We start from the raw sequence: 22,221 nt of genomic DNA, 5'->3' as shown, positions 1-22,221 counted from the left end.
GCCGGGAGAATTGCCATATTCTCCCGGCCCGTTTTTACATTTTTATGTATTTTTGATATTAGCTCAGTTCTCGGACGGTTCGTTGAATACAATGGTGTATTCCTTTTCACTGTCCTTTGTTACAGGTGCGAGCAATTCCTGGATCAGACGCTGGGCCTGTTCATTTGCCGTTGTCAGCAGTTCGCTGTCAGCGGCATTTTTTTCTGCGTCCTCCTTGGCTGCCTGCAGTGCGGTTACGGTGTCTTCCTTGTTCTGAGGATTGAATAGCGCTATTTTCTCATCGTAGAACTCCAGGCTGTCAGGGTCAATGGTGATATCCTGAATCTCTGCCTTTGGAAGTGTCACAGTGATGGTTTCGCCGGATACGTCCACCTTTGCTTTGGAGAGGTCAATGCCTGCCTTGATATGGGCATTGTAGATCATGGTGAAGCCTTTCTGGGTGATAAAACGGATTTCTCCGGCTTCATAGCGGATAAGTCCCCTGTATTCCAGGCGCGCTGTGGCTAAGTCGCTGGCCTGGGTCAAGCGGGCAGTGATAGCGGAAACAGAGATGTCTGCCTTTTGATATTTGCGCCCCTCCCAGTATCGTCCCAGGAAAATACCGAAGATTACCAGTATCAGGACACAGATTACGCCGATTACCCTTGCTATTTTATTTTTCATTCTTACCTCCGTATTTTTTGATATTCAGTATTGCTGTTGAGCAGCTTGTATACAGTGCTGTTTTCTACATTATACGTCTTTTTCCGACGTTTGAAAAGGAAAAGTAACAGGTTCGGGTAAATGATGTTCTGGGAAAGTCGCTGCTCACGCTCACTGTTTGACGAGCTGTTTTCAGGCCGAAGGCATGAAAATCCCGGGACAGCCAGTATGGTATGGAGCAGAATGTTCCATACCTTTGCATTGCGAAGTATGTTGCTGGGTGCGGAGTGAAATGTAACCTGAGAAATGATTGCCGGTTGGAAAACGTGAGTATGGAAAAAGCAATGGTAAAATCAGGAGATGTTTGAATTAGGACATTAGGAATATATATAAGAGTGATTATTTTATGAGAATATTTCCTGAACAGGAGAGGAGCCAGGAGAATTTGCAGGAATGCAGATTGCATGTGACATGATGTAGGGATTTATAGGTAAAATGGAAGAAAAGTGTGCTTGGACCTTTAGGAATACAGATAGAGTGTAACATGGTGTGGGGATTTATAGGTAAAAAAGGAAGAAAAGTGTGCTTGGGCCTTTAGGAATACAGATAGAGTGTAACGAAGTGTGGGGATTTATAGGTAAAAAAGGAAGAAAAGCGGACTTATGCCTTTAGGATTACAGATAGAATAGAACGTAGTGAGAGAAATTAGTGGTAAATTGAGAAAAAACCCAATTTTCATATGTCCATAATACATATAAGGCCGAAATATTGAATGAGAATTACAGGTAAAATCATTGCTGCGATACAATCTTCCATATCCCAACAGCTGGAATAAATATTTTTCATATAATACTATTGACAAAACTATATTATATAGCGTATAGTATTAAATATAAAATAGTATTGTAAAAAATATAATATTATACAAATCCTAAATATCCCGAAGCATTACAGTATCATATCGGGAGTCGGCCGTTGGCAGTGCAGACGGCTTATATATAGAAAAGGAAGTGAGCATATGGTTTTTAATACAGGCGCCGCGCTGCTGGATGCAATTGTACTGGCGGTTGTCTCCAAGGAGGCGGACGGCACATACGGGTATAAGATCACCCAGGATGTACGGCAGGTTTTGGAGGTATCCGAATCCACACTGTATCCGGTACTCAGAAGGCTTCAGAAGGATGAATGCCTGGAGACTTACGATCAGGAGTACGGGGGCAGGAACCGAAGATACTATAAGCTGACAGAGAGAGGTATGGCACAGCTGAATCTTTATAAGACAGAGTGGAAAAACTATTCCACAAAAATTTCCAGATTGTTCGAGGGAGGGATACCAAAATGAGTCGAAGGGAATTTTTAGCGCAGCTGGAACGGCTGCTTTGGGATATTCCGGTGCAGGAGAGAGAGGAAGCACTGGAATTCTACAATAATTATTTTGATGATGCAGGGGCTGAAAACGAATCCTCTGTCATTCAGGAATTGGGAAGTCCCGGCAAGGTGGCTGCCATTATCAAGGCCGACCTGGGAGGGAGCCGCAAGGAGTACGGAGAATACACGGAGACCGGATACAGCGACGGGATATTTGATGACAGGGATATGCCGGAACGCGCAGGTGCAGATACGAAAAAGGAAAACACAGACAAAGAGGAACAGAGACAGCAGGAGGGGAACGGATATAACGGCCCCTACAGCAGACACGGCTACGGTTCGGCAAAGCACCAGAGAAACAGAAGCGGGCTTATGTGGGGCATCATTATCATATGTGTCATCATTGCTGTCCCGGTGGTGGGAGGAATCGGTATTGGAATTCTCGGCGTACCTTTCGGACTGCTGCTTGGTTTGCTCGGAATCTTTGCAGGAATCCTGGGATGCGGCGTAGGGCTGCTGGGCGGCGGTATTGCCATGGTGGTTTATGCACTGATTCATATGTTGGGGAATCCTGCGGTGGCATTGGCTTTTTCCGGTGCGGGAATTATGTTGTCAGCCATTGGGATTCTGCTGATATTGGTATTTGTCCTGGTTGTGGTTAAGGTGGTACCGGCTGTGTTCCGCTGGGTCATAGATTTGATCCAGAGGATTGTGCACAGAGGAATAAGGGGAGGTGACCATTCATGAAAAAGTTTACGAAATTCTGTCTGATCACAGCATTAGTGCTGGCGGTTGTGGGAGGTGCCCTGTTTTTATCGGGCCTCGTTATGGGGGCTACCTGGGAAGGGGTGGCAACGGCTGCAGAGAATGGAATTAACTGGATTCCTTTTAAAAGCTGGATGCGTTATGACAATGATTATGAATTTACAGAATCTCTCGACAATATTAAAGATACGCTGAAAGGAGAAGCGGATAAGGAGTTTGAATTTGACGCAGACCAGGTAAGGGAACTGGATGTGGATACAAAATATGCTTATGTTTCCGTGATCCGTTCTTCAGACAAGGATAAGATACGCGTCAGAGTCTATTCCAATAAGGATAAGGTGAATTTTGACGAAGATGACGGCCGGCTCTCCGTAGAAAGATCCTACCGCAGACGCTCTATAGAAAAATATCCGATTCAGATTGAGATTCCGAAAGACAAAAAGTTTGAGGAAGCAGAACTCCATATCGGGGCAGGAGCGTTGGAGGTTCAGGATTTAGAGGCAGAAAAGCTTACTATGTATGTAGGGGCAGGCAGTGCGGAGACTACCGGAATCATCAGGGCCGATGAAGCAGAACTGGGAGCAGGTATGGGAACAATGGATATTGCCTTTATAGAATTCAATACAGGTTCCCTGGACTGCGGAATGGGCACGGTAAACGCCAGATTAGCGGGAAAACGCCAGGATTACAGCACAGATATAGACTGTGGCTTAGGGTCCGTCAATGTGGGCAGCGAATCTCACAGCGGCGTCAGTTCCCTGAGGACTGGTGACAGCAATGCTCCGAAATATTTGGAGATAGAGTGCGGAATGGGCAGTGTGGATATACTATTTGAAAACGGGGAATGATTTGCGGGAACCGGTGACAGGAATAGATAAATAGAAAATGTTTTCAGATGAAAGGAGAATGGTTATGTCTGATAAGAGATTGTATAGGTCATCTACAAATTATATGCTGACAGGAGTATGCGGAGGGATTGCGGAGTATTTCAATATTGATCCTACGCTGGTAAGGCTTGCATGGGTAATCCTTTCCTGCTTTGGAATGGTATGGACCGGAATTGTGGCGTACATTATTGCCTCAATTATAATTCCAAAATAAAGAAAAGCGACAAGAGACAAATATAAAGATACAGAGGCTGCAGTGGGGGAACACTGCAGCCTCTGTATTTTTATGTGTGGTGTGTGTACTTATGATTGTGTGTGTTTTAGTAAGTGAATAACTGGGTCCAGTAATTGGTACCGGAGGCGTTCTGGTGGTAGCCTACGCCTATTTTTGTGAAGTTTTTGTTGAGGATGTTGGCTCTGTGGCCATCGCTGTTCATCCAGCCGTTCATAACCTGTTCCGGGGTTTTCTGACCCCATGCAATATTTTCGCCTGAGCCGCGGTAAGTGACACCCTGCTGGGTCAGAGCAGTGCTGAAGGAGCTTCCGTCAGGACGGGTGTGTGAGAAGGACTTCTCAATCTCTTTTGCTCTGACCTGAGCGGCAGCCTGGATGGAAGTGTCAGCTGTTACAGGTGACAGGCCAGCTTTGGCACGCTCCTGGTTGACAAGATTTACTACCTGCCGGACAAAACTGGCGTTTTCTGTGTCAGTATCCGGGACACTTGGATTTTCTGGCTGGTTGTTGTCCGGAGTACCCGGATTTTCCGGTTGGCTGCCGTCCGGAGTGCTCGGGTTTTCTGGCTGGTTATTGTCCGGAGTGCCCGGATTTTCTGGCTGGTTGTCATCCGGGACACTTGGGTTTTCCGGCTGGTTGTTGTCCGGAGTATCCGGGTCTCCCGGCTGTCCGATTCCCGGGAGTTCCGGGCAGAGGGATTCCAGCCAGCCGGGGATAGAACAGTCAATTCCCATGCTTTCCAACTTTTGCTTTAATTCGTCCAGATTGGAGACATTTCCGGCTACAATGATACCCTTGCCCTGCAGATTTTGCTTTACATCTTCAATGCCGGCAGCCTGCACAGTGGCCGTAGCCATTCCCATGGCGCTGACAACAGCCAGCGCAAGAAAACCTGGTAATATTTTATGTTTCATAGAGACCTCCTTAATTGTTACGAAAATGTTATGTAATTGTTACGAAAAGAATGGTAACACGTTTTCACCGGGAAAGAAACAGGGAACATCTGGAATATCACGGAGCAGATAAACATTTTGGGTCAAATTTGTTTAAAAAGAAAAGAACAGGTCATACTTGAAAGAGACTTTAATTATTTATAAAGGAGTGTGACTTTTCATGAATAAGAAAAATGATGAGAAGATTGATCTGAATAAGATTCCCCGTGATGAGATGCTGAAATATGAAATAGCAGAGGAGCTGGGCCTTCTTGACCAGGTTTTGGAGTCAGGATGGAAGAGTCTTTCTGCCAAAGAGACAGGCCGGATCGGCGGCATTATGACAAGAAGAAAACGTGAGAGCAAAAATGCAGAGGATACATCAAATGGGGGTATCAAGCATTTTTAAAATGCCCCCAAATAAGTGAAACATTAGCCCAAGCGGTTAGCTGGGGCTTTTTGAACTTTCAGGCACCACTCTGGTCAGGCAGGGAAAGAAGCAAGCCTCCTTCCTGACCAATAAGATAGTGGCCCCCTATTATGATTATATGCTGGAGATACTTGTTATTATTTCCAATTTCCCTTATACTTTATGAGTAGGCAGAAAAATGAATGGAGGGAATGCGATGGTCAAAATAAAAGATGTGGCAGCTAAGGCCGGAGTATCGGTGAGTACGGTTTCCTATGTGATAAACGGTAAAGCAGAGCAGATCAGAATCTCAGAAGTGACTCAGAAAAAAGTATGGGAAGCAGTTGAAGAGCTTAATTACAGGCCAAACATGCAGGCGAAGAAACTGAAGACTGGTCAGGCATTCAGTCCGACGTATGCGGTGCTGTGGAATGAGAGAGCAAATTCTAATCTGTTGGAACGCTTTATGAGCGGGGTTCAGGAGGCCAGAGAGAAAGAAAAATTATCCTTTGAGATTGTCATTTATCCTTATAATCATCATACGTTGGCAGATGCGTGCAATTATCTGAAAAAATCTTATTGCAGCGGAGCCATTTGGCTTGGCGTCAATATGAAGGATGTGGAATATGCGGAAAAGCAGGATTTTAGTATTCCTATGGTTGTTTTTGTAAAATCGGAGAAGTTTAACTCTGTGATTATTGATGATGAAAAAATCGGAATAATAGCTGCAGAACACATGGCTGACTGTGGATGTAAAGAAATAGTTGTCATTCAGCGGGTTAAGTTCATGGATGATGCGGAAGGGAGAGTTACTAACTTTCAGCAGCGGTGTATGGATTTGGGGGTGAATGTTTACATTCAGGATAAAGAATATGAGTATTCCATAGAGGGCGGAATGAAGGCTGCCATGGAGGCTGTCCGGGATTATCCGAAGGTGGATGGTCTGTATTATCTTATGGATATTATGGCGGCAGGCGGTGTTAATTGGCTGAGCTTTCACAGAGGTGAAATCGGACGGCAGGTGAAGGTGATGTCTCATGGAAATGCCATATTTTCCAAATGCACTTATCCGCAAATCACTGTAACAAATATGCCTATTGAAGAGATGGCAGCGGAGGGGATACGAATATTGTCCGGAAAGAATAATAGCAATGTATTGGAACAGACATGTGTAAAGTTACCGACAACACTAATTGAAAGGGAAAGTTGCACAAAAAAGAGATGGGAAAAATATTAATTTTGGCGAAAATGCAAAGGCTCATTGACAACTCAGGTAAAAGTATGGTATTTTTTATTTAGTAGCTGAAACGTTTCAGTAAGGCTTTTTTATTTTTTTAATTTTTGCTGAAACGTTTGTGCTGAAAGGAGTAGGTGAAAAAAACATGTATGATACCAGGGTAGTGAAGTCAGCGGACGGCACATGGGAAGGAAGAGCAGATGAAAAAGGGATTATTAGTTTTTTGGGGATTCCTTTTGCAAAACCTCCGGTTGGACATCTCCGCTGGAGAGCGCCGCAAAAGCCAGATAAAATGAAAGGTGTCTATAAAGCCTATCAAAACGGCCCGATACCGATCCAGATTATTTCCACAGAGAACAGCAAAACAGCGCCGCTTGCTATGAGTGAAGACTGTCTGTATTTGAATATTTGGCTAAGCAATAAAGAAACAGGGAAAAAAGCAGTGTTATTCTGGATATATGGCGGTTCTTATGTTGCCGGGCATAATCACATAAGTGAGTATTCACCAGAAGAACTGGTCAGGAAAAATCGGGACATTCTGGTGGTAGTGCCAAATTATCGATTGGGTATTTTGGCTTCGCTAAATCTGTCATCCGTTGATTCTTCAGGAGAATATGGTGAAAGCTGTAATCTTGCCTTGTTAGATCAGAGAATGGCAATGAAATGGGTACATGACAATATCGAGTCTTTTGGCGGAGACCCGGAAAATGTAACATTGTTCGGCCATTCAGCAGGTTCAAATGCCATAACGCATCATTTGCTTTTGGATGAATCCAGAAAATATTTTAATAAAGCCATATGTGAAAGTTCTTTTTTTCCTGATTTGGGATTTACAACCAGAGAAAGAAGTCTTGCAGCAGCAGAAACTTTTTTTCAGATCAGTCAAACAAAACAATTGAAACAATTGTTGGAACTATCACCGCAGGAGATTTTAGAGGCCCAGAAACAACTGTATATGGCGAAATTGCCTGGAAAAGAAGGAAAATTGTTTTCGCCGGTGGCGGATGGTATGGTAGTCAGTGAAGATCCGTTTGCAGATGCAATAAAAAGGAAATTTCCTGAAATACCTGTCATGCTGGGGACAAGCCAGGGCGAGTATGACCAGATGTTTATTGGGCTGAGCAGTGATGAGACAAGGCAGAAGGTTACCTTGCTGAATCAGGGAAAACTTATGGGGCATCCTGAAATAATCGAAAAATATTTAAATCTGGCAGTTAACATGCCCGAAAAAGAAGTTTATATGGATTTGCAGTCAGACTTATATCTCAGAGTCCCTGGTCTGATATTAGCGGAGGCATTTTGCGTACATACAGATGTATATGTATTTTACTTCAGCAAATATGATCACAAAAAGCATTGTCGGGCTGGTCATGGCGCCATGAATCCATATATATTTGGAAATATTGAAGAGGATGAAGAAGAGATTTCTTTGTCGGAGAAGTTAATGGGGGCCTGGGCAGCCTTTATCAGAAATGGGAATCCATGGCATGAGAGAATACCAAAATGGCCGGCATACGACAGAAGATGCAGGAAAATCATGGTCATTGACAGGGAATGGGAAATAAGACAGGATTATCTTTGGGAACAGTATGAATTGCTTGCGCCTTTTTTGGAAGAAGGCAGGCGTCTCATGGAACTGGAGAATGAATAAAGAAAAGAGAGGAAGGGAAAATGGGGAAATATTTTTTAAAGCGTTTTGGACAGATGCTGGTTGTCCTTTTTCTGGTGACATTTTTTGTTTATCTTCTTCTGGATCTGATTCCGGGGGACCCGGTTTACGCTATACTCGGAAATAAGATCAGACCGGAACAGTATGAACGGGTATATAAGGAATTGGGACTGGATAAGCCTTTTCTGGTGCGGTATGGTGAATGGCTTTCAGGATTGGTTCAGGGGGATTTTGGCAGGTCTATTTATTATAAAGTACCTGTGGTAGAATTGCTGGCAAAACGACTGCCGATTACTTTTTTTATAAATGTAATCGTGATGACGATCAGCACTTCTCTGGGAATCTGGATGGGAATCATTTCAGCTGTGCGAAGAGGAAGCAAAGTGGACAATTTTATTACTGTTTTTTCTAATATTTTTGCCTGTGTTCCTGGATTCTGGATTGGCATTATTCTGGTTTATTTTCTGGCAGTTAAGCTGCAGATACTGCCGACTATGGGATTTACATGGCCGTGGGAAGACTTTGCGCTCAGTGTCAGACAGTTGATCATGCCGATTTTAGTAGGAGTGCTGACTTCGCTCAGTGTCATGACAAGACAGACCAGGTCCTCTATGCTGGAGGTTGTGAACCAGGATTATATCAGAACAGCCAGAGCGAAAGGGATGAAAGAAAAAGATATTATAAGAAAACACGCAATCAGAAATGCCTTGATACCTGTTATCACATTGATGGGAATTGGTATTGGATTTATCTTCGGCGGTTCTCCAATTATCGAAACAGTGTTTTCCATACCGGGGATGGGAAATTTGCTGGTATCCGCCATTGGCAACAGGGATATTCCGGTAGTGCAGGCCTGCGTATTCATTATGGCGGCAGTCATCTGTATGGCAAATATGGCTGTTGATATTGTTTATGGATTGGTTGACCCGAGAATTCGCGTGAAATGAGGTGGTGGTGTGAGAAAGAGTAAGTTTAGAAGATTTATGGATACCCTGTTTTCCAGAAAGATAGTGATGGTCAGTTTTGTGGTAGTTCTTGTATTTCTTGTGATGGCAGTTTTGGCTCCGCTGCTGGCACCTTATGACCCTTATGAACAGGATCTGATGCATACCTTACAGGGAATCAGCAGTGAACATCTATTCGGCACAGATAAATATGGCCGGGATATCTTATCCCGTATCATATATGGTTCCAGAATTTCTTTAATAGTTGGAGTGGGGTCAGTTCTGATCGCATTTGTGATTGGAAGTACAATCGGGATGATAATAGGTTATTTTGGCGGCTGGCTGGATACGGTAGTGATGAGGATAACAGATATGATGTTTGCCATTCCTCAGGTGGTATTGGCGTTGGCGCTGGCAGCCGTTTTAGGCAATGGTTTATGGAATCTGACTTTTCTGATGTCAGTAGGAGCGATACCGGGTTATATACGAATGCTGAGAGGTCAGGTAATGGCTATTAAAGAACAGGACTTTATTACAGCAGGCAGAGTAATAGGGGCCTCTCCGGGAAGACTGATGTTTTTTCATATGCTTCCCAATGGCTTTTCACCTATTCTGGTGTTTATGACACAAAGTGTTGGCGGCACGATCTTGGGAGAAGCGGGACTCAGCTTCCTGGGATTGGGAATTGACCCGCCAACAGCAACCTGGGGCGGACTGATAAATGAGGGAAGACAATATTTGCTGACAAATCCAGTATATTCCATTGCACCGGGAATTTTCATTGTTTTACTGGTAATGGCATTAAATATTCTGGGGGATGGTATCCGGGACGCTATGGACCCGCGTTTGCGGGGACAGCATTAGGAGGCGAAAATGGAAGAGAGAATTTTAGAAGTAAAAAATCTCTGTACAGGTTTTGAGGTTGACGGACAGACTGTACGGGCCGTGGATGGGGTTTCCTTTCATGTAGACAGAGGTGAGATTATCAGTATCGTCGGTGAAAGCGGGAGCGGTAAATCTGTTACACAGATGAGTATCTTACAGCTGATTAGAAAACCTGGCAGAATCATGGCCGGAGAAGTCCTTTTAGATGGACAGGACATTCTCAAATACCCCGCAGACAGTGAAGAGATGCGAAAAATCAGAGGCGGACGTATCAGCATGATTTTTCAGGAACCCATGACCAGTCTCAATCCTGTGCTCCGGGTGGGAGAGCAGATAAAGGAATGTATTCTGTTACATCATAAAATGACGAATCAGGAGGCAGAAGAGAGGACACTTCAATTGCTGCGGGATGTAGGGATTAAAAATGAGAAGATTAGAAAAGATGAATACCCGCATCAGTTCAGCGGAGGAATGAGACAAAGGATTATGATCGCAATTGCTCTTGCTGCAGGAGCGGATATCCTGATTGCAGATGAAGCGACTACAGCCCTGGACGTAACCACTCAGGCTCAGCTCTTAGAGATGATGAAAGAGCTGGTGAAGCGTTATCACTCTTCGCTTATAATAGTGACTCATAACCTGGGAATCGTAGCAAGGTATGCACAGCGAATTTATGTAATGTATGCCGGTGAGATACTGGAATCGGGGGATACACAGCAGATATTTGCTCACCCGTCTCACCCATATACCCGGGGACTGCTAAAAGCTATTCCGCGCCTTGACGACGATAAAGAGCGGGTGTTAGAGCCTATTGACGGGCTTCCTCCGGATCTGGCTGATAAATCGGCATATTGCGCATTTGAGCCGCGGTGCAAATATGCAGGGAGAGACTGCAGAGAGAAAAACAAACCGGTATTACATGAGACAGACAAAGGACATTTTGCGGCATGTCACCTGGAAGCAGAGGAACTTGATGAGGCTGAGAAAAATTTTGAAAAGCGTACTTTGAAAAGACATCACCACGGCATCATAAAGGAAGAAAAGCTGTTGGAATTACAGCATGTCACAAAATCTTTTAAAAAATCCGGAGGTTTTTTAAAAGGGGGCGGTGAGGTATTTAAGGCTGTGGATGATGTTTCACTTACTATAAAAAAAGGTGAGATTCTTGGGCTGGTAGGAGAAAGCGGATGCGGAAAGTCTACTCTGGCCAAGTGTATACTTAAGATTTATCAGGCAAATGAGGGTAAAATCTTATTTCGGGGAAAAGATATCATTCCTCTGAAGGAGAGGGAGATGAAGGGGCTCCGCGCTCAGATCTCCTGCATTTTTCAGGATCCTTTCAGTTCACTTGACCCCAGGCAGACAGCCGGAAGCATTGTGGGGGAGCCCCTGAAAATACATAAGCTTGTATCTACTCCGGAGGCGTATGCAAATCGGGTGGATGAGCTTTTTCGGATGGTGAATTTAGACCCGGCATTAAAAGACCGTGTGGCACATGAGTTTTCCGGGGGACAGAGACAGCGGCTGGGTATTGCCAGGGCTTTGGCTTCCAACCCTGAGTTTATTCTCTGTGATGAACCTATATCAGCTTTGGATGTTTCCATTCAGGCACAGATCATTAATCTGTTGGAGGAACTGGCTGATAAATTGCAGTTGACCTACATATTTATTGCTCACGACCTCTCTGTGGTAAAGCATATCAGTGACAGGATCGCAGTTATGTATCTGGGAAAAATCGTGGAAATTGCGCCATGTGAAGAGTTATATAGAAACCCGCTGCACCCATACACGCAGGCCCTTCTTTCAGCAATTCCCATCCCTGATCCAGTTGTGGAAAAAGAGCGGAAAACAATCAGGATACAAGGCGAGGTATCAGACGGAGCATTAGAAATACGGGGATGCGGTTTCAGGCCACGGTGTCCGAAAGCCACAAAGGAATGTGAACACAGTATGCAGATGAAAGAGTATACGGAAGGTCATTTCGTGCTGTGTAATCAGATAAAAAAATTAAAGGAGGAAATATGAGATGAGGAAAGGCAAAAAAGGTATTACATGGTTAACAGTAATTGCTTTGGCGGCATCACTGATGGCAGGATGCGGAGCAAAGGAAAAGGTGCCGGAAGAAACCCAAGATAAAAGCAGTGCGGGCGATGAAAGCACTGTGAAGGAAGAGGAAACAGGCGGTATTCTGAGAATGTCTATGAGTATGGAGCCAACAGGATTCTTGTCTACGGACATATCCTTCCTGGATAGTTATATTTTGGCGTCTTTTGTTATGGAGCGCTTGGGACGTCTGGATAAAGCAGGACAAATGGAACCGTTTCTGGCTGAAGAATTTATAGAAAATCCGGAAGATATGACGCTGACGGTCCGTTTGAAAGATGGTATTAAGTACAGCGACGGTTCCACCTTAGATGCGGAGAATGTGAAGTGGAATATTGAATATGTTCAGGAGGTTAAGGCAAGTCTTGGGGCAATAGAATCAGTGGAAGCGGTTGATCCCAAGACAGTGGTGATTACTTATTCTGAATGGAACAGCAGCGGTGTCAACCAGATTGGCGGTTTGTTTATGATGTCATCTCAGGCGTTTGAAGAATTGGGAGAGGACGGATTCCAGAAAAAACCAGTAGGTACAGGTCCGTTTTTGTTTGACAGTTGGGATGCCGGAGAGAAGATCAGTCTGGTAAGACAGGACAATTATTGGGGCGAAGGGCCTTATATCGATGGTGTGGAGTTTAAGTTGATCGAAGATGCACAGGCGCGTCTGTCAGCCTTTATGGCAGGTGAGCTTGATGTGATATCACCGGGTATAAATGAAGCAGAGACTCTTGACGCGGCCGGTTATCCGTGTGTTTCGGAAAATCCTGTTGTAGGAGGAATGCTGCGGGGATTAATATTCAATACATTGGATGAAGGTCCGCTTCAGGATGTAAAGGTCAGAGAAGCCGTTTGCCATGCAGTAAACAGGGAAGAAGTTATACAGGCAGTATCGGGAGGAAAATATCCCATGGCTGACCAGTTTAGCGCCAAGGGTTTTTGGTCCTATAATGATAATTTGGAGACCTATCAGTATGATATTGAGAAATGTAAAGAATTACTGGCAGAAGCAGGATATGAGGATGGAATCACATTGCCGCTTACCTATCCGGCATCAGATGTGGAACTGGCAACAATTATGCAGGGAGTTCTGGAAAAAGCCGGATTTACTATTGAGATGAACAGTGTGGAACAATCTGTATTTGACCAGGCTGTTGTCGGCGGCGGAGGCTGGGACGGAATTGCTATGTGGACATCTGGTTCAGGACAGGAGATCAATGGATTTAATGATACATTTGGAGAGCATCCATTTTTCTTCTGCAGCTCATTGGAGCCGGTTCCGGAAATAGTTGAATTAATAAATGAAGGAAAAGCGGCTACCAGTCAGGAAGACATTAAAGTCTGCACAGACAAACTGCAGGAGTTGATTTGTGTGAAGCATTGTCTGGTATGTCCGGTCTTTATGCCGTCTACATTTTTCTATACACAAAAAAATATATCGGATATGAATATCGGAATAGAATCGGTAAATCAATTGACACCGCAGTTAATTAAGATTAAATAACAGTTGAGGAAGAGGGTATATTATGATATTTAAAGAAATGATTCCGGAGCCGGCACGAAGCAGAGTGATGGAAAGTGAGATAAGAATACCAGGACCGGATAATCTGATAGAATGCAAAGAATCGTTGATAGAGGGCATGATGAATTGCTGGTATGAATATATACCTTCTTCCTACAATGGTTCCAAAAAGCTGCCGTTGGTAATCGAAATACACGGCGGTTTGCTTGACGGGAGAAGAACAGCAGCTAAGACTGGATGGCATTTCGTCGCGGAAAAAGAAGAGTTTATAGTTGTTTACCCCAATTCCCTGCTGTTTGAACACTGGCTTTGTGATGAGAGAGACATATTGTATCTCGAGAGATTAATTTACCGGATATGCGAAAAGTACGCCATTGACACAGAAAGAATATATATGCAGGGGTTTAGTAATGGTGATGTGATGACGCAGGCCTTTGCACAGAGTAAAGGTGAACTGCTTGCAGCGGCAGGTTTTATATCGGGTCCGTCGGGAAAAGAATTTTTAAAGGATACATCTGTTGTACTGCCTGTTATTCAGATGCGCGGAGAAAAGGATGTTTTAAACGGCGGAGAAAACTGGGAAGAAAATCCTTATGAAGTGAGAGATGAATTAAATGAACTGAACCGTTCTTTTTGGCTAAAAGCTAACCGGACATGTACAATTCCGGAAGTATATATCTGGGGAAAGCATAACATGGCAAGATATGCAGGCTGTGCGGATGTGATATTTTATGAGGTAAAGGACGTTCCTCATAAGGAGACAGTGGAATTGCCACAGATATTCTGGGATTACTGTTATTCACGTTATTGCCGGAAAGAGAAAGAAATTGTAGAGCTTAAACCATTTTCTGAACCAATGTGCCATAAGGTGTTTGTTCTGGCGGTGGGTTCAGAAAAAGTATGGCGCCAGGAAGGATGTATTTCAATGGCAGAAGAGAGTAATGCCCGGGTAATGTATATACAGCCCCAGACAAACTCTCCGGTCCATATGGCCCTTGAAAGTGACTGTAATCATCAGCGGGCAGTGTATGCTCCGATTACTCTGTTAGATAAAGTATTTCCAGTGGAGGTGCAGATATCAGGGGGCGGTGAAAGGGCAGAAGTCATCTGGAAAGATGGAAATAAGTTGATATTCGGAAATGGTATGGAAGCTGTCTTTAAAAATAACAATCTGGAGGGAATGAATAAACCGGCCCTATATTACTGTGGTATCTTTTATATTCCCATTGAGGAGGTTCTGGAGACATGGTTTTCTATGCGCATTTCAAAGTTGGATGATGTTCTGTACTGCAGCAGTAATTATGCCAGACTGGCTCATGGAACTGCAGAAATATTGAGGAAACAGCTTGGAGGAGTCAGATTATGTCAACCGGAAAAGTAAACATCAGCGTCTGCCGAAGTTTGTTTGAAAGGCTGTGTTGATGTTAGGAGGTTATCGTTGAAACTGTTTGTGAACGATAAAACATTTTATCGAAAAGTAGTAAATTTGGCTGTGCCTGTGGTATTACAGGGAATGCTGACTATAGGCGTAAACATGATCGATACCATTATGCTGGGAGCATATGGTGAGTATCAACTGGCTGGCTCATCCCTGGCCAATGAGTTTATTAATATCTTTCAGATTATGTCTATGGGAATGGGATATGGGGCAGCAGTTCTGACAGCACAATATTGGGGCGGACAGAATATTGAGAAACTGAAAAAAACAGTCACGGTTATGCTGCGTCTATGCCTGGCGGTTTCTGCCATATTCAGTATGATCACTTTCCTGTTCCCGGCACAGCTTATGGAAATATTTACAGACGATTATCAGATAGTGGATAAAGGAATTTTGTATTTCCGTGTCAGTGCATTTGCTTACATACCTACAGGTATTTCTTTGACATTGACTGCCGTTTTGCGTTCGGTACAGGAAGTAAGGCTGCCGTTTATAACCTCTGTCATAGTGTTTTTTGTTAATATATTCCTGAACTGGGTATTTATATTCGGTAACCTCGGAGCGCCGGAACTTCAGATCACAGGGGCTGCTTTAGGAACTCTGCTTTCCAGAATAGTTGAGGTTGGAATTATCGGCGGTTTCTTCTTCTTTAAGGATTCAAAGATCGGTTATCGTATGCGCGACCTGAAGATGAGATGTCAGGATATATTACATCTCTATATTTCATACTGTGTGCCTGTTCTTATTTCAGATACTTTGTTGGGACTAGGAAATAGTGTTGTTTCAATTGTAATGGGACATATCGGTGCATCATTCGTGGCAGCCAATGCAATCGTATCTCAGGTTACCAGAATGTCCACAATCCTAACTCAGGGAGTATCCAGTTCTTCCGGCGTGATTACAGGAAATTCATTGGGTGCAGGAGAAAAAAAGAAAGCCTATGAACAGGGAAAAACCTTCTGGGCTCTCAGTATCGGATTAGGAATATTTGCGGGCATTACGATTATATTGTTATGTCCGGTTATAATCAATAGTTTTCAGTTGGAAGAGGAGACTGTAAAGATCGCCAGAGAATTGATGTATGCTGTTGCAATCATGGTAGTATTCCAGTCAGTACAGTCAGTATTAACAAAAGGAGTATTGCGCGGCGGCGGCGATACCAGATTCCTGATGTACGCAGACATTCTGTTTTTATGGCTGGTCTCGATACCTTTGGGAATCCTTCTGGGACTTGTTTGGCATGCACCGGCATTTTTAATTTATGTTGCCCTGAAAGCAGACTGGATGATCAAATCAGTCTGGTGCTCCCTGCGAATGATAAAAGGTAAATGGATTGATCACTGCGTGTACGCGGACGGAGCGGTTAAATCAAATGGGGGTTGACTGAACACTTTGACAATGGTAACATAAATATGTATAATTCCATAAAACGATCAAGTGCATCCGCACTGGCCGCACAGTGCTGGTGAAAAGGGAATCAGGTGCAAATCCTGAGCGATGCGGTCACTGTAAATGGGAAGCGAAGCCAAAATGCCATTGCATGAAAGTGTGAGAAGGCGGCTGAGCGATGAACCATGAGCCAGGAAACCTGCTTGATGGCAGTAGGGTGAGAACTTCCGTGCAAAGTTTAGAACCTGAATCTTCCATGTGAGATTCTTATTATGGAATGCCGAAAGGCCGAAACCTGAATTTATAGAATTATGCAGCAGATTAAACGGCTGGGATTCCTCTGATTTTTATTCCCGGTGTAACCGCACCCTTTTATATAGAAGGAACCGGGATGAAATCAGAGGGATAATATCCCGCATAGGATAGCGTGTATTACGAACAAATGAGGAATAAGTCCGCAGATACGGGCTTATTTTTATTTCTTCACAATTTATTCACTTGACAAAAGAGAACAATGTGATTATGATGGGACGTATGAAAAGGTGATGAGAAAGAGGAGTACATCCCGGAAACTGGCAGAGAGAACGACCCACCGGCTGCAAGGTCGTTTCAGAGGAACGGATGGAAGGTAGCTTTTGAACCGGAGGGCTGAACAGAGTGGTTTGTAAAGGATGAATCAGGAGTAGGCCTTCACGCGTAGTCTGCGTTAACGGACATGAGTGAGAAAAAAAGGTGGTACCGCGGAAGATTTCGCCCTTTACAGTTTATTCTGTAGAGGGCTTTTTTATTGTAACACAAAACGTCTGCCGGGCAGGATACTCTATGCATACAAAAGGAAGATGGCTGCACGCGGGATTCCATTTCATTTTAAGGAGGAGATTATGAGCAAGGAACTTGCCAAAACTTATGACCCCAAGGGACTGGAAGACAGAATTTACCAGAAATGGCTGGACAACAAATATTTCCACGCCGAAGTAAACAGAGATAAGAAACCATTTACCATTGTGATGCCCCCGCCAAATGTAACAGGCCAGCTTCATATGGGACATGCACTGGATGAGACCATGCAGGATATCCTCATCCGTTTCAAGAGAATGCAGGGATACGAGGCACTGTGGCAGCCGGGCACGGACCACGCAGCCATTGCCACAGAGGTCAAAGTCATTGAGAAACTGAAAGAACAGGGCATTGACAAGAACGAGATCGGAAGGGAAGCATTCCTGAAACACGCCTGGGAGTGGAAAGAGGAGTACGGCGGCAAGATCATCAACCAGTTGAAAAAGCTGGGCGCTTCCGCTGACTGGGACAGAGAACGTTTCACCATGGACGAGGGCTGTTCCGAGGCTGTACAGGAAGTCTTCATTAAATTATATGAAAAAGGTTATATCTACAAAGGTTCCCGTATTATCAACTGGTGTCCGGTATGCCAGACATCCATCTCCGACGCAGAGGTAGAGCATGAGGACCAGGACGGATTTTTCTGGCACATCAATTACCCCATCGCAGGGGAAGAGGGCCGTTATGTGGAAATTGCCACCACACGTCCTGAGACGCTTCTGGGTGATACGGCGGTTGCTGTCAATCCGGAGGATGAGAGATACAAAGACCTGGTTGGAAAAATGCTGAAGCTGCCGCTCACAGACAGGGAAATCCCGGTTGTGGCAGATGAATATGTAGACAAGGAGTTTGGTACCGGATGCGTGAAGATCACACCGGCACACGACCCCAATGACTTTGAAGTGGGAAAACGCCATAACCTGCCGGAAATCAATATCATGAACGACGATGCCACCATCAATGAGCTGGGCGGCAAATATGCAGGAATGGACCGCTATGAGGCCAGAAAAGCCATGGTCAGAGACCTGGAGGAGCAGGGGCTGCTGGTAAAGGTAGTGCCTCATTCCCACAGTGTGGGAACCCATGACCGCTGCGGCACTACAGTGGAGCCAATGATCAAGCCCCAGTGGTTTGTCAGAATGAAAGAGATGGGAGAGGCTGCCATCAAGACACTGGAAGACGGAAGTCTGCAGTTCGTACCGGACCGTTTTGATAAAATCTATATGCACTGGCTGGAGAATATCCGTGACTGGTGTATTTCCCGCCAGCTCTGGTGGGGGCACAGGATCCCTGCTTATTACTGCGACAAATGCGGTGAGGTAGTGGTAACCCGTGACATGCCGGAAGTTTGTCCAAAATGCGGATGTGAGCATCTGACACAGGATGAGGATACCTTAGATACCTGGTTCTCCTCCGCCCTCTGGCCCTTCTCCACACTGGGATGGCCGAAGAAAACGGAAGAGATGGATTATTTCTATCCCACAGATGTGCTGGTAACAGGCTATGATATTATTTTCTTCTGGGTTATCCGTATGGTATTCTCAGGTCTGGAGCAGACAGGCAGGACACCGTTCCACCATGTTCTCATCCACGGTCTGGTGCGTGATTCCCAGGGCCGCAAGATGAGCAAATCCCTGGGGAACGGCATTGATCCCCTGGAGGTTATTGATAAATACGGCGCTGACGCCCTGCGCCTCACCCTTATGACAGGAAACGCGCCGGGCAATGATATGCGTTTCTACTGGGAGAGAGTGGAAGCCAGCCGCAACTTTGCCAACAAGGTATGGAACGCGTCACGTTTCATAATGATGAACCTGGAAAAAGCGGAGGTTCCCGCTGAGATTGACCTGAATACCCTGACCGGAGCGGATAAGTGGATCCTCTCCAAAGTGAATACACTGGCAGAGGAAGTTACAGAGAATCTGGACAAATACGAGCTGGGCATTGCGGTTCAGAAGGTATACGATTTTATCTGGGAAGAATTCTGTGATTGGTATATTGAGATGGTAAAACCAAGGCTGTATAATGACGAGGACAACACCAAGGCAGCAGCCCTCTGGACGCTGAAGACCGTTCTGGGCAATGCGCTGAAGCTTCTGCATCCTTACATGCCTTTTATCACAGAGGAAATCTTCTGCACCCTTCACCCTGAGGAAGAGTCCATCATGATCGCTTCCTGGCCGGTGAAGACAGAAGCGTGGAGCTTCACAGAGGATGAGCGCGCAGTTGAGATCATCAAGGAAGCTGTAAGAAGCATCCGTAATGTTCGTACCGATATGAATGTACCACCAAGTAAAAAGGCGAAAGTATACGTGGTATCAGAGGAGGAGGAGATCCGTCAGGTCTTTGAGAACGGAAAAGTCTTCTTCGCAGCTCTGGGATATGCCAGCGAAGTGACCATCCAGGCCGACAAGACGGGAATTGCGGATGACGCTGTCTCTGCGGTAACTTCAAAGGCAGTCATCTACATGCCTTTTGCGGAGCTGGTGGATATCGAGAAGGAAATTGAGCGTCTGAACAAAGAGGCCGAACGCCTGAACAAAGAGCTTGCCCGTGTAAACGGAATGCTGAGCAATGAACGGTTCCTGAGCAAAGCTCCCGAGAGCAAGGTGGCTGAGGAGAAGGCCAAACTTGAAAAATACACAAATATGATGGAACAGGTAAAGGAAAGGCTTGCACAGCTTGGCAGATAACTGCGCAGGCTATAGGAGAGTTAAATATATGAATGAGAAGTGGTTAAAATATCTGAACCGGCTTTCTCTGCCGATTCAGATGGTAGTGGTTATGATGGGGTATTTTGTGATAGAAGCAATCTCCAGACATTCCGTCCGCGAAGCATACACGTATATGACGGAAAGGCCTCTGGTGTTTCTCTACAATTCCTTTCTGATCTTCACTACCACACTGTTAGTATATCTGGTGCGCCGGAGGGTTTTTATGAGAACCCTTCTGGCTATCTTCTGGCTGGTACTGGGAATTATCAACGGCGTGCTTCTGGCAAACCGTGTCACTCCCTTCACCGGGCCGGATCTGCACCTGATCACAGATGCGTTTAAGATCGCCAATAAGTATCTGTCACCTGTCTTTTTTGTGATCGTGATCATATTGGCAGCAGCGGCGCTCATTGGACTGGTATTTCTGTTTTTGAAGGGACCGAAGTATCAGGGAAAAATGACATACAAACTCAATATTCCTCTGGTGCTGGCCGGGGTGCTGGCATTTGCCGGAACAACCAAGCTGGCACTGGAGAAGAGGGTATTGTCCAACTATTTCGGAAATATTGCGTTTGCCTATGAAGACTATGGATATCCTTACTGTCTGGCAACCACCATATTTAACACAGGCATCAGCTGTCCCAGGGATTACTCTGAGGCATCCATCAAAAGAATCGAGAAGAGCGAGAGCGGCCTTGCCGAGACGGGAGAAAAACGTCCAAATATTATTTTCCTGCAGCTTGAGTCCTTCTTTGATCCTACGCTGGTGAACTTCCTGAAGATTTCTGAGGACCCGATTCCAACCTTCAGGAAACTGATGAAGGAATATTCCTCAGGCTACTACAAGGTGCCCAGTGTGGGCGCGGGAACAGCCAATACGGAGTTTGAATCCATCACGGGCATGAGCCTGCGCTATTTCGGACCGGGGGAATACCCCTACAAGAGTATCTTAAAAGAGACCACCTGTGAGAGCGCGCCCTATGTGTTAAAGAATCTGGGATACAGCACCCATGCCATACACAACAATGAGGCAAACTTTTACGGCAGAAGGAATGTATTCGCCAATCTGGGATTTGACAGTTTTACCTCAGAGGAATACATGTCAGAGCAGGATGACACTAATCCAAATGACTGGATGCGCGACAGGAACCTGACAAAATATATTATGGAAGCACTGGAATCATCCGACGACCCGGATTACATTTACACCATATCCGTACAGGGCCATGGGGATTATCCGGAGGAGCCTATGATCGATGACCCCAAGATCACTGTCACCGGCGGAGAGTCCGACGCTGTCAATAATAAATGGGAGTATTACTGCAATCAGATTTATGAGATGGACCAGTTTGTCAAGCAGCTTACGGAAACCCTGGCCGAATATGATGAGGACGTTGTGCTTGTCATGTACGGTGACCACCTTCCGACCATGGGTCTGAAGGTCAAGGATGTGAAGAACCGCTATCTGTTCCAGACAGAGTATGTGATCTGGGACAATATGGGGCTTGAGAAGAAGGATGCCAATGTGGCAGCCTACCAGATGGCAGCAGAGGTGATGGACCGTGTGGGAATCCATGAGGGAAATATTTTCCGCTTCCATCAGGCCAGAAGACAGACGAAAAATTACCAGGTGGATCTGGAAACCCTCCAGTATGATATCCTGTATGGAAAACAGTATGTCTACGACGGTGAGAATCCTTTTGAACGGACAGAGATGCATCTGGGAGTAAAAGACGCTGTGCTTGAAAAGATTGAGAAGATCTCAGACGGCAGGTATTATATCACCGGTGAGAACTTCACCCAGTCCGCGTATGTGGAGGTGAACGGTGAACTTCTGGAAACCACCTATATCAGCCCAACCACACTTCTGCTGAATGATGTGGAGTTAAAAGACGGGGATGAGGTGGATGTAGCGATCCGAAGCAACAGTTCCACCCGCAAGGTACTCACCAGAACCGACAGTATTATCTACAAAGTGCCTGTGGAGCCGCTGACTCCGGAGGTACCGCCTCTGGACGATGAGAACAAAGAAGGCGGGGCGGACACCATTGACCCGAATGCGGCGAACAAAGAAGGCGGCGCCGCCGGGAATCCCATAGGGGAAGAAAATAACACCGGGACAGCCGCCGGAGAAGGGCCGATAGAGGTACCTGATGTGGAAAACCCGGTCCAGAATTAAAAACTTTTAAAAGAACCGACATAATTTGCTTGCATATTGTCACCACTTCATTATAATGATAAGTGACCTGTTA

17 protein-coding genes, 1 riboswitch and 1 other annotated feature are annotated in these 22,221 nt (G+C 45.2%); of the genes, 15 read left to right on the top strand and 2 right to left on the bottom strand.

What is annotated here, in order from left to right; translation table 11 throughout:
* Positions 1 to 63: 63 nt before the first annotated feature.
* A complete protein-coding gene (locus tag LC508_RS14590; protein ID WP_103732717.1) occupies positions 64 to 663 on the bottom strand; it encodes a DUF4230 domain-containing protein in 600 nt (199 codons plus the stop codon).
* Positions 664 to 1,660: 997 nt separating this feature from the next.
* On the opposite strand from LC508_RS14590, the gene LC508_RS14585 reads away from it, so the two are divergent.
* The 4 genes from LC508_RS14585 to LC508_RS14570 all read left to right on the top strand — a co-directional run bounded on the left by LC508_RS14585 (position 1,661) and on the right by LC508_RS14570 (position 3,876).
* Complete coding sequence (locus tag LC508_RS14585) at positions 1,661 to 1,984, top strand: PadR family transcriptional regulator (protein ID WP_033139211.1); 324 nt, start codon at positions 1,661 to 1,663, stop codon at positions 1,982 to 1,984.
* Positions 1,981 to 2,757 (top strand): DUF1700 domain-containing protein, encoded by a 777-nt coding sequence (locus tag LC508_RS14580; protein ID WP_103732718.1) that lies wholly within the window; start codon positions 1,981 to 1,983, stop codon positions 2,755 to 2,757. The genes LC508_RS14585 and LC508_RS14580 overlap by 4 nt, the downstream gene beginning before the upstream one ends.
* The gene (locus LC508_RS14575) at positions 2,754 to 3,623 is read left to right on the top strand and encodes a DUF4097 family beta strand repeat-containing protein (protein WP_103732719.1); all 870 of its coding nucleotides are present in this window, start codon (positions 2,754 to 2,756) and stop codon (positions 3,621 to 3,623) included. Before LC508_RS14580 ends, LC508_RS14575 begins: the two co-directional genes overlap by 4 nt.
* A gap of 64 nt (positions 3,624 to 3,687) precedes the next feature.
* A complete protein-coding gene (locus LC508_RS14570; protein WP_033139214.1) occupies positions 3,688 to 3,876 on the top strand; it encodes a PspC domain-containing protein in 189 nt (62 codons plus the stop codon).
* A gap of 106 nt (positions 3,877 to 3,982) precedes the next feature.
* Here the strand turns inward: LC508_RS14570 and LC508_RS14565 are convergent, their stop codons facing one another.
* Complete coding sequence (locus LC508_RS14565; RefSeq protein WP_054352031.1) at positions 3,983 to 4,810, bottom strand: CAP domain-containing protein; 828 nt, start codon at positions 4,808 to 4,810, stop codon at positions 3,983 to 3,985.
* Between the two features lie 199 nt (positions 4,811 to 5,009).
* On the opposite strand from LC508_RS14565, the gene LC508_RS14560 reads away from it, so the two are divergent.
* From LC508_RS14560 to LC508_RS14510, 11 genes are all read left to right on the top strand, one after another.
* Positions 5,010 to 5,237: a small, acid-soluble spore protein, alpha/beta type gene (locus LC508_RS14560; RefSeq protein ID WP_033139216.1), complete on the top strand. Its 228-nt coding sequence runs from the start codon at positions 5,010 to 5,012 to the stop codon at positions 5,235 to 5,237.
* Positions 5,238 to 5,454: 217 nt separating this feature from the next.
* Complete coding sequence (locus LC508_RS14555; protein ID WP_033139217.1) at positions 5,455 to 6,474, top strand: LacI family DNA-binding transcriptional regulator; 1,020 nt, start codon at positions 5,455 to 5,457, stop codon at positions 6,472 to 6,474.
* A gap of 145 nt (positions 6,475 to 6,619) precedes the next feature.
* Positions 6,620 to 8,125 carry a carboxylesterase/lipase family protein gene (locus LC508_RS14550; RefSeq protein WP_118593787.1) on the top strand — a complete coding sequence of 502 codons (1,506 nt, stop codon included), beginning with the start codon at positions 6,620 to 6,622 and terminating at the stop codon, positions 8,123 to 8,125.
* A 20-nt stretch (positions 8,126 to 8,145) separates the two neighbouring features.
* Positions 8,146 to 9,090: an ABC transporter permease gene (locus LC508_RS14545; protein WP_118593786.1), complete on the top strand. Its 945-nt coding sequence runs from the start codon at positions 8,146 to 8,148 to the stop codon at positions 9,088 to 9,090.
* Between the two features lie 9 nt (positions 9,091 to 9,099).
* Positions 9,100 to 9,951 (top strand): ABC transporter permease, encoded by an 852-nt coding sequence (locus tag LC508_RS14540; RefSeq protein WP_033139220.1) that lies wholly within the window; start codon positions 9,100 to 9,102, stop codon positions 9,949 to 9,951.
* Positions 9,952 to 9,960: 9 nt separating this feature from the next.
* A complete protein-coding gene (locus LC508_RS14535) occupies positions 9,961 to 11,997 on the top strand; it encodes an ABC transporter ATP-binding protein (RefSeq protein WP_054352038.1) in 2,037 nt (678 codons plus the stop codon).
* Between the two features lies 1 nt (position 11,998).
* Entirely contained in the window at positions 11,999 to 13,573 is a 1,575-nt protein-coding gene (locus LC508_RS14530; protein ID WP_103731919.1) for an ABC transporter substrate-binding protein, read from the top strand.
* Between the two features lie 22 nt (positions 13,574 to 13,595).
* The gene (locus LC508_RS14525; protein WP_103731920.1) at positions 13,596 to 14,972 is read left to right on the top strand and encodes an alpha/beta hydrolase family esterase; all 1,377 of its coding nucleotides are present in this window, start codon (positions 13,596 to 13,598) and stop codon (positions 14,970 to 14,972) included.
* Positions 14,973 to 15,029: 57 nt separating this feature from the next.
* Positions 15,030 to 16,412, top strand: a complete 1,383-nt coding sequence (locus LC508_RS14520; protein ID WP_225305188.1) for an MATE family efflux transporter — start codon at positions 15,030 to 15,032, stop codon at positions 16,410 to 16,412.
* A 35-nt stretch (positions 16,413 to 16,447) separates the two neighbouring features.
* A riboswitch (cobalamin riboswitch) is annotated at positions 16,448 to 16,639 on the top strand.
* Between the two features lie 315 nt (positions 16,640 to 16,954).
* Positions 16,955 to 17,179, top strand: a binding site (T-box leader).
* A 120-nt stretch (positions 17,180 to 17,299) separates the two neighbouring features.
* Positions 17,300 to 19,948 (top strand): valine--tRNA ligase, encoded by a 2,649-nt coding sequence (locus LC508_RS14515; protein WP_103731921.1) that lies wholly within the window; start codon positions 17,300 to 17,302, stop codon positions 19,946 to 19,948.
* Between the two features lie 28 nt (positions 19,949 to 19,976).
* The gene (locus tag LC508_RS14510) at positions 19,977 to 22,148 is read left to right on the top strand and encodes an LTA synthase family protein (RefSeq protein ID WP_103731922.1); all 2,172 of its coding nucleotides are present in this window, start codon (positions 19,977 to 19,979) and stop codon (positions 22,146 to 22,148) included.
* Positions 22,149 to 22,221: the final 73 nt, after the last annotated feature.

Source organism: Blautia parvula (assembly GCF_020215665.1).
Taxonomy (GTDB): Bacteria; Bacillota; Clostridia; order Lachnospirales; family Lachnospiraceae; genus Blautia; species Blautia celeris.
This window is presented reverse-complemented; position numbering and strand designations above follow the sequence as displayed.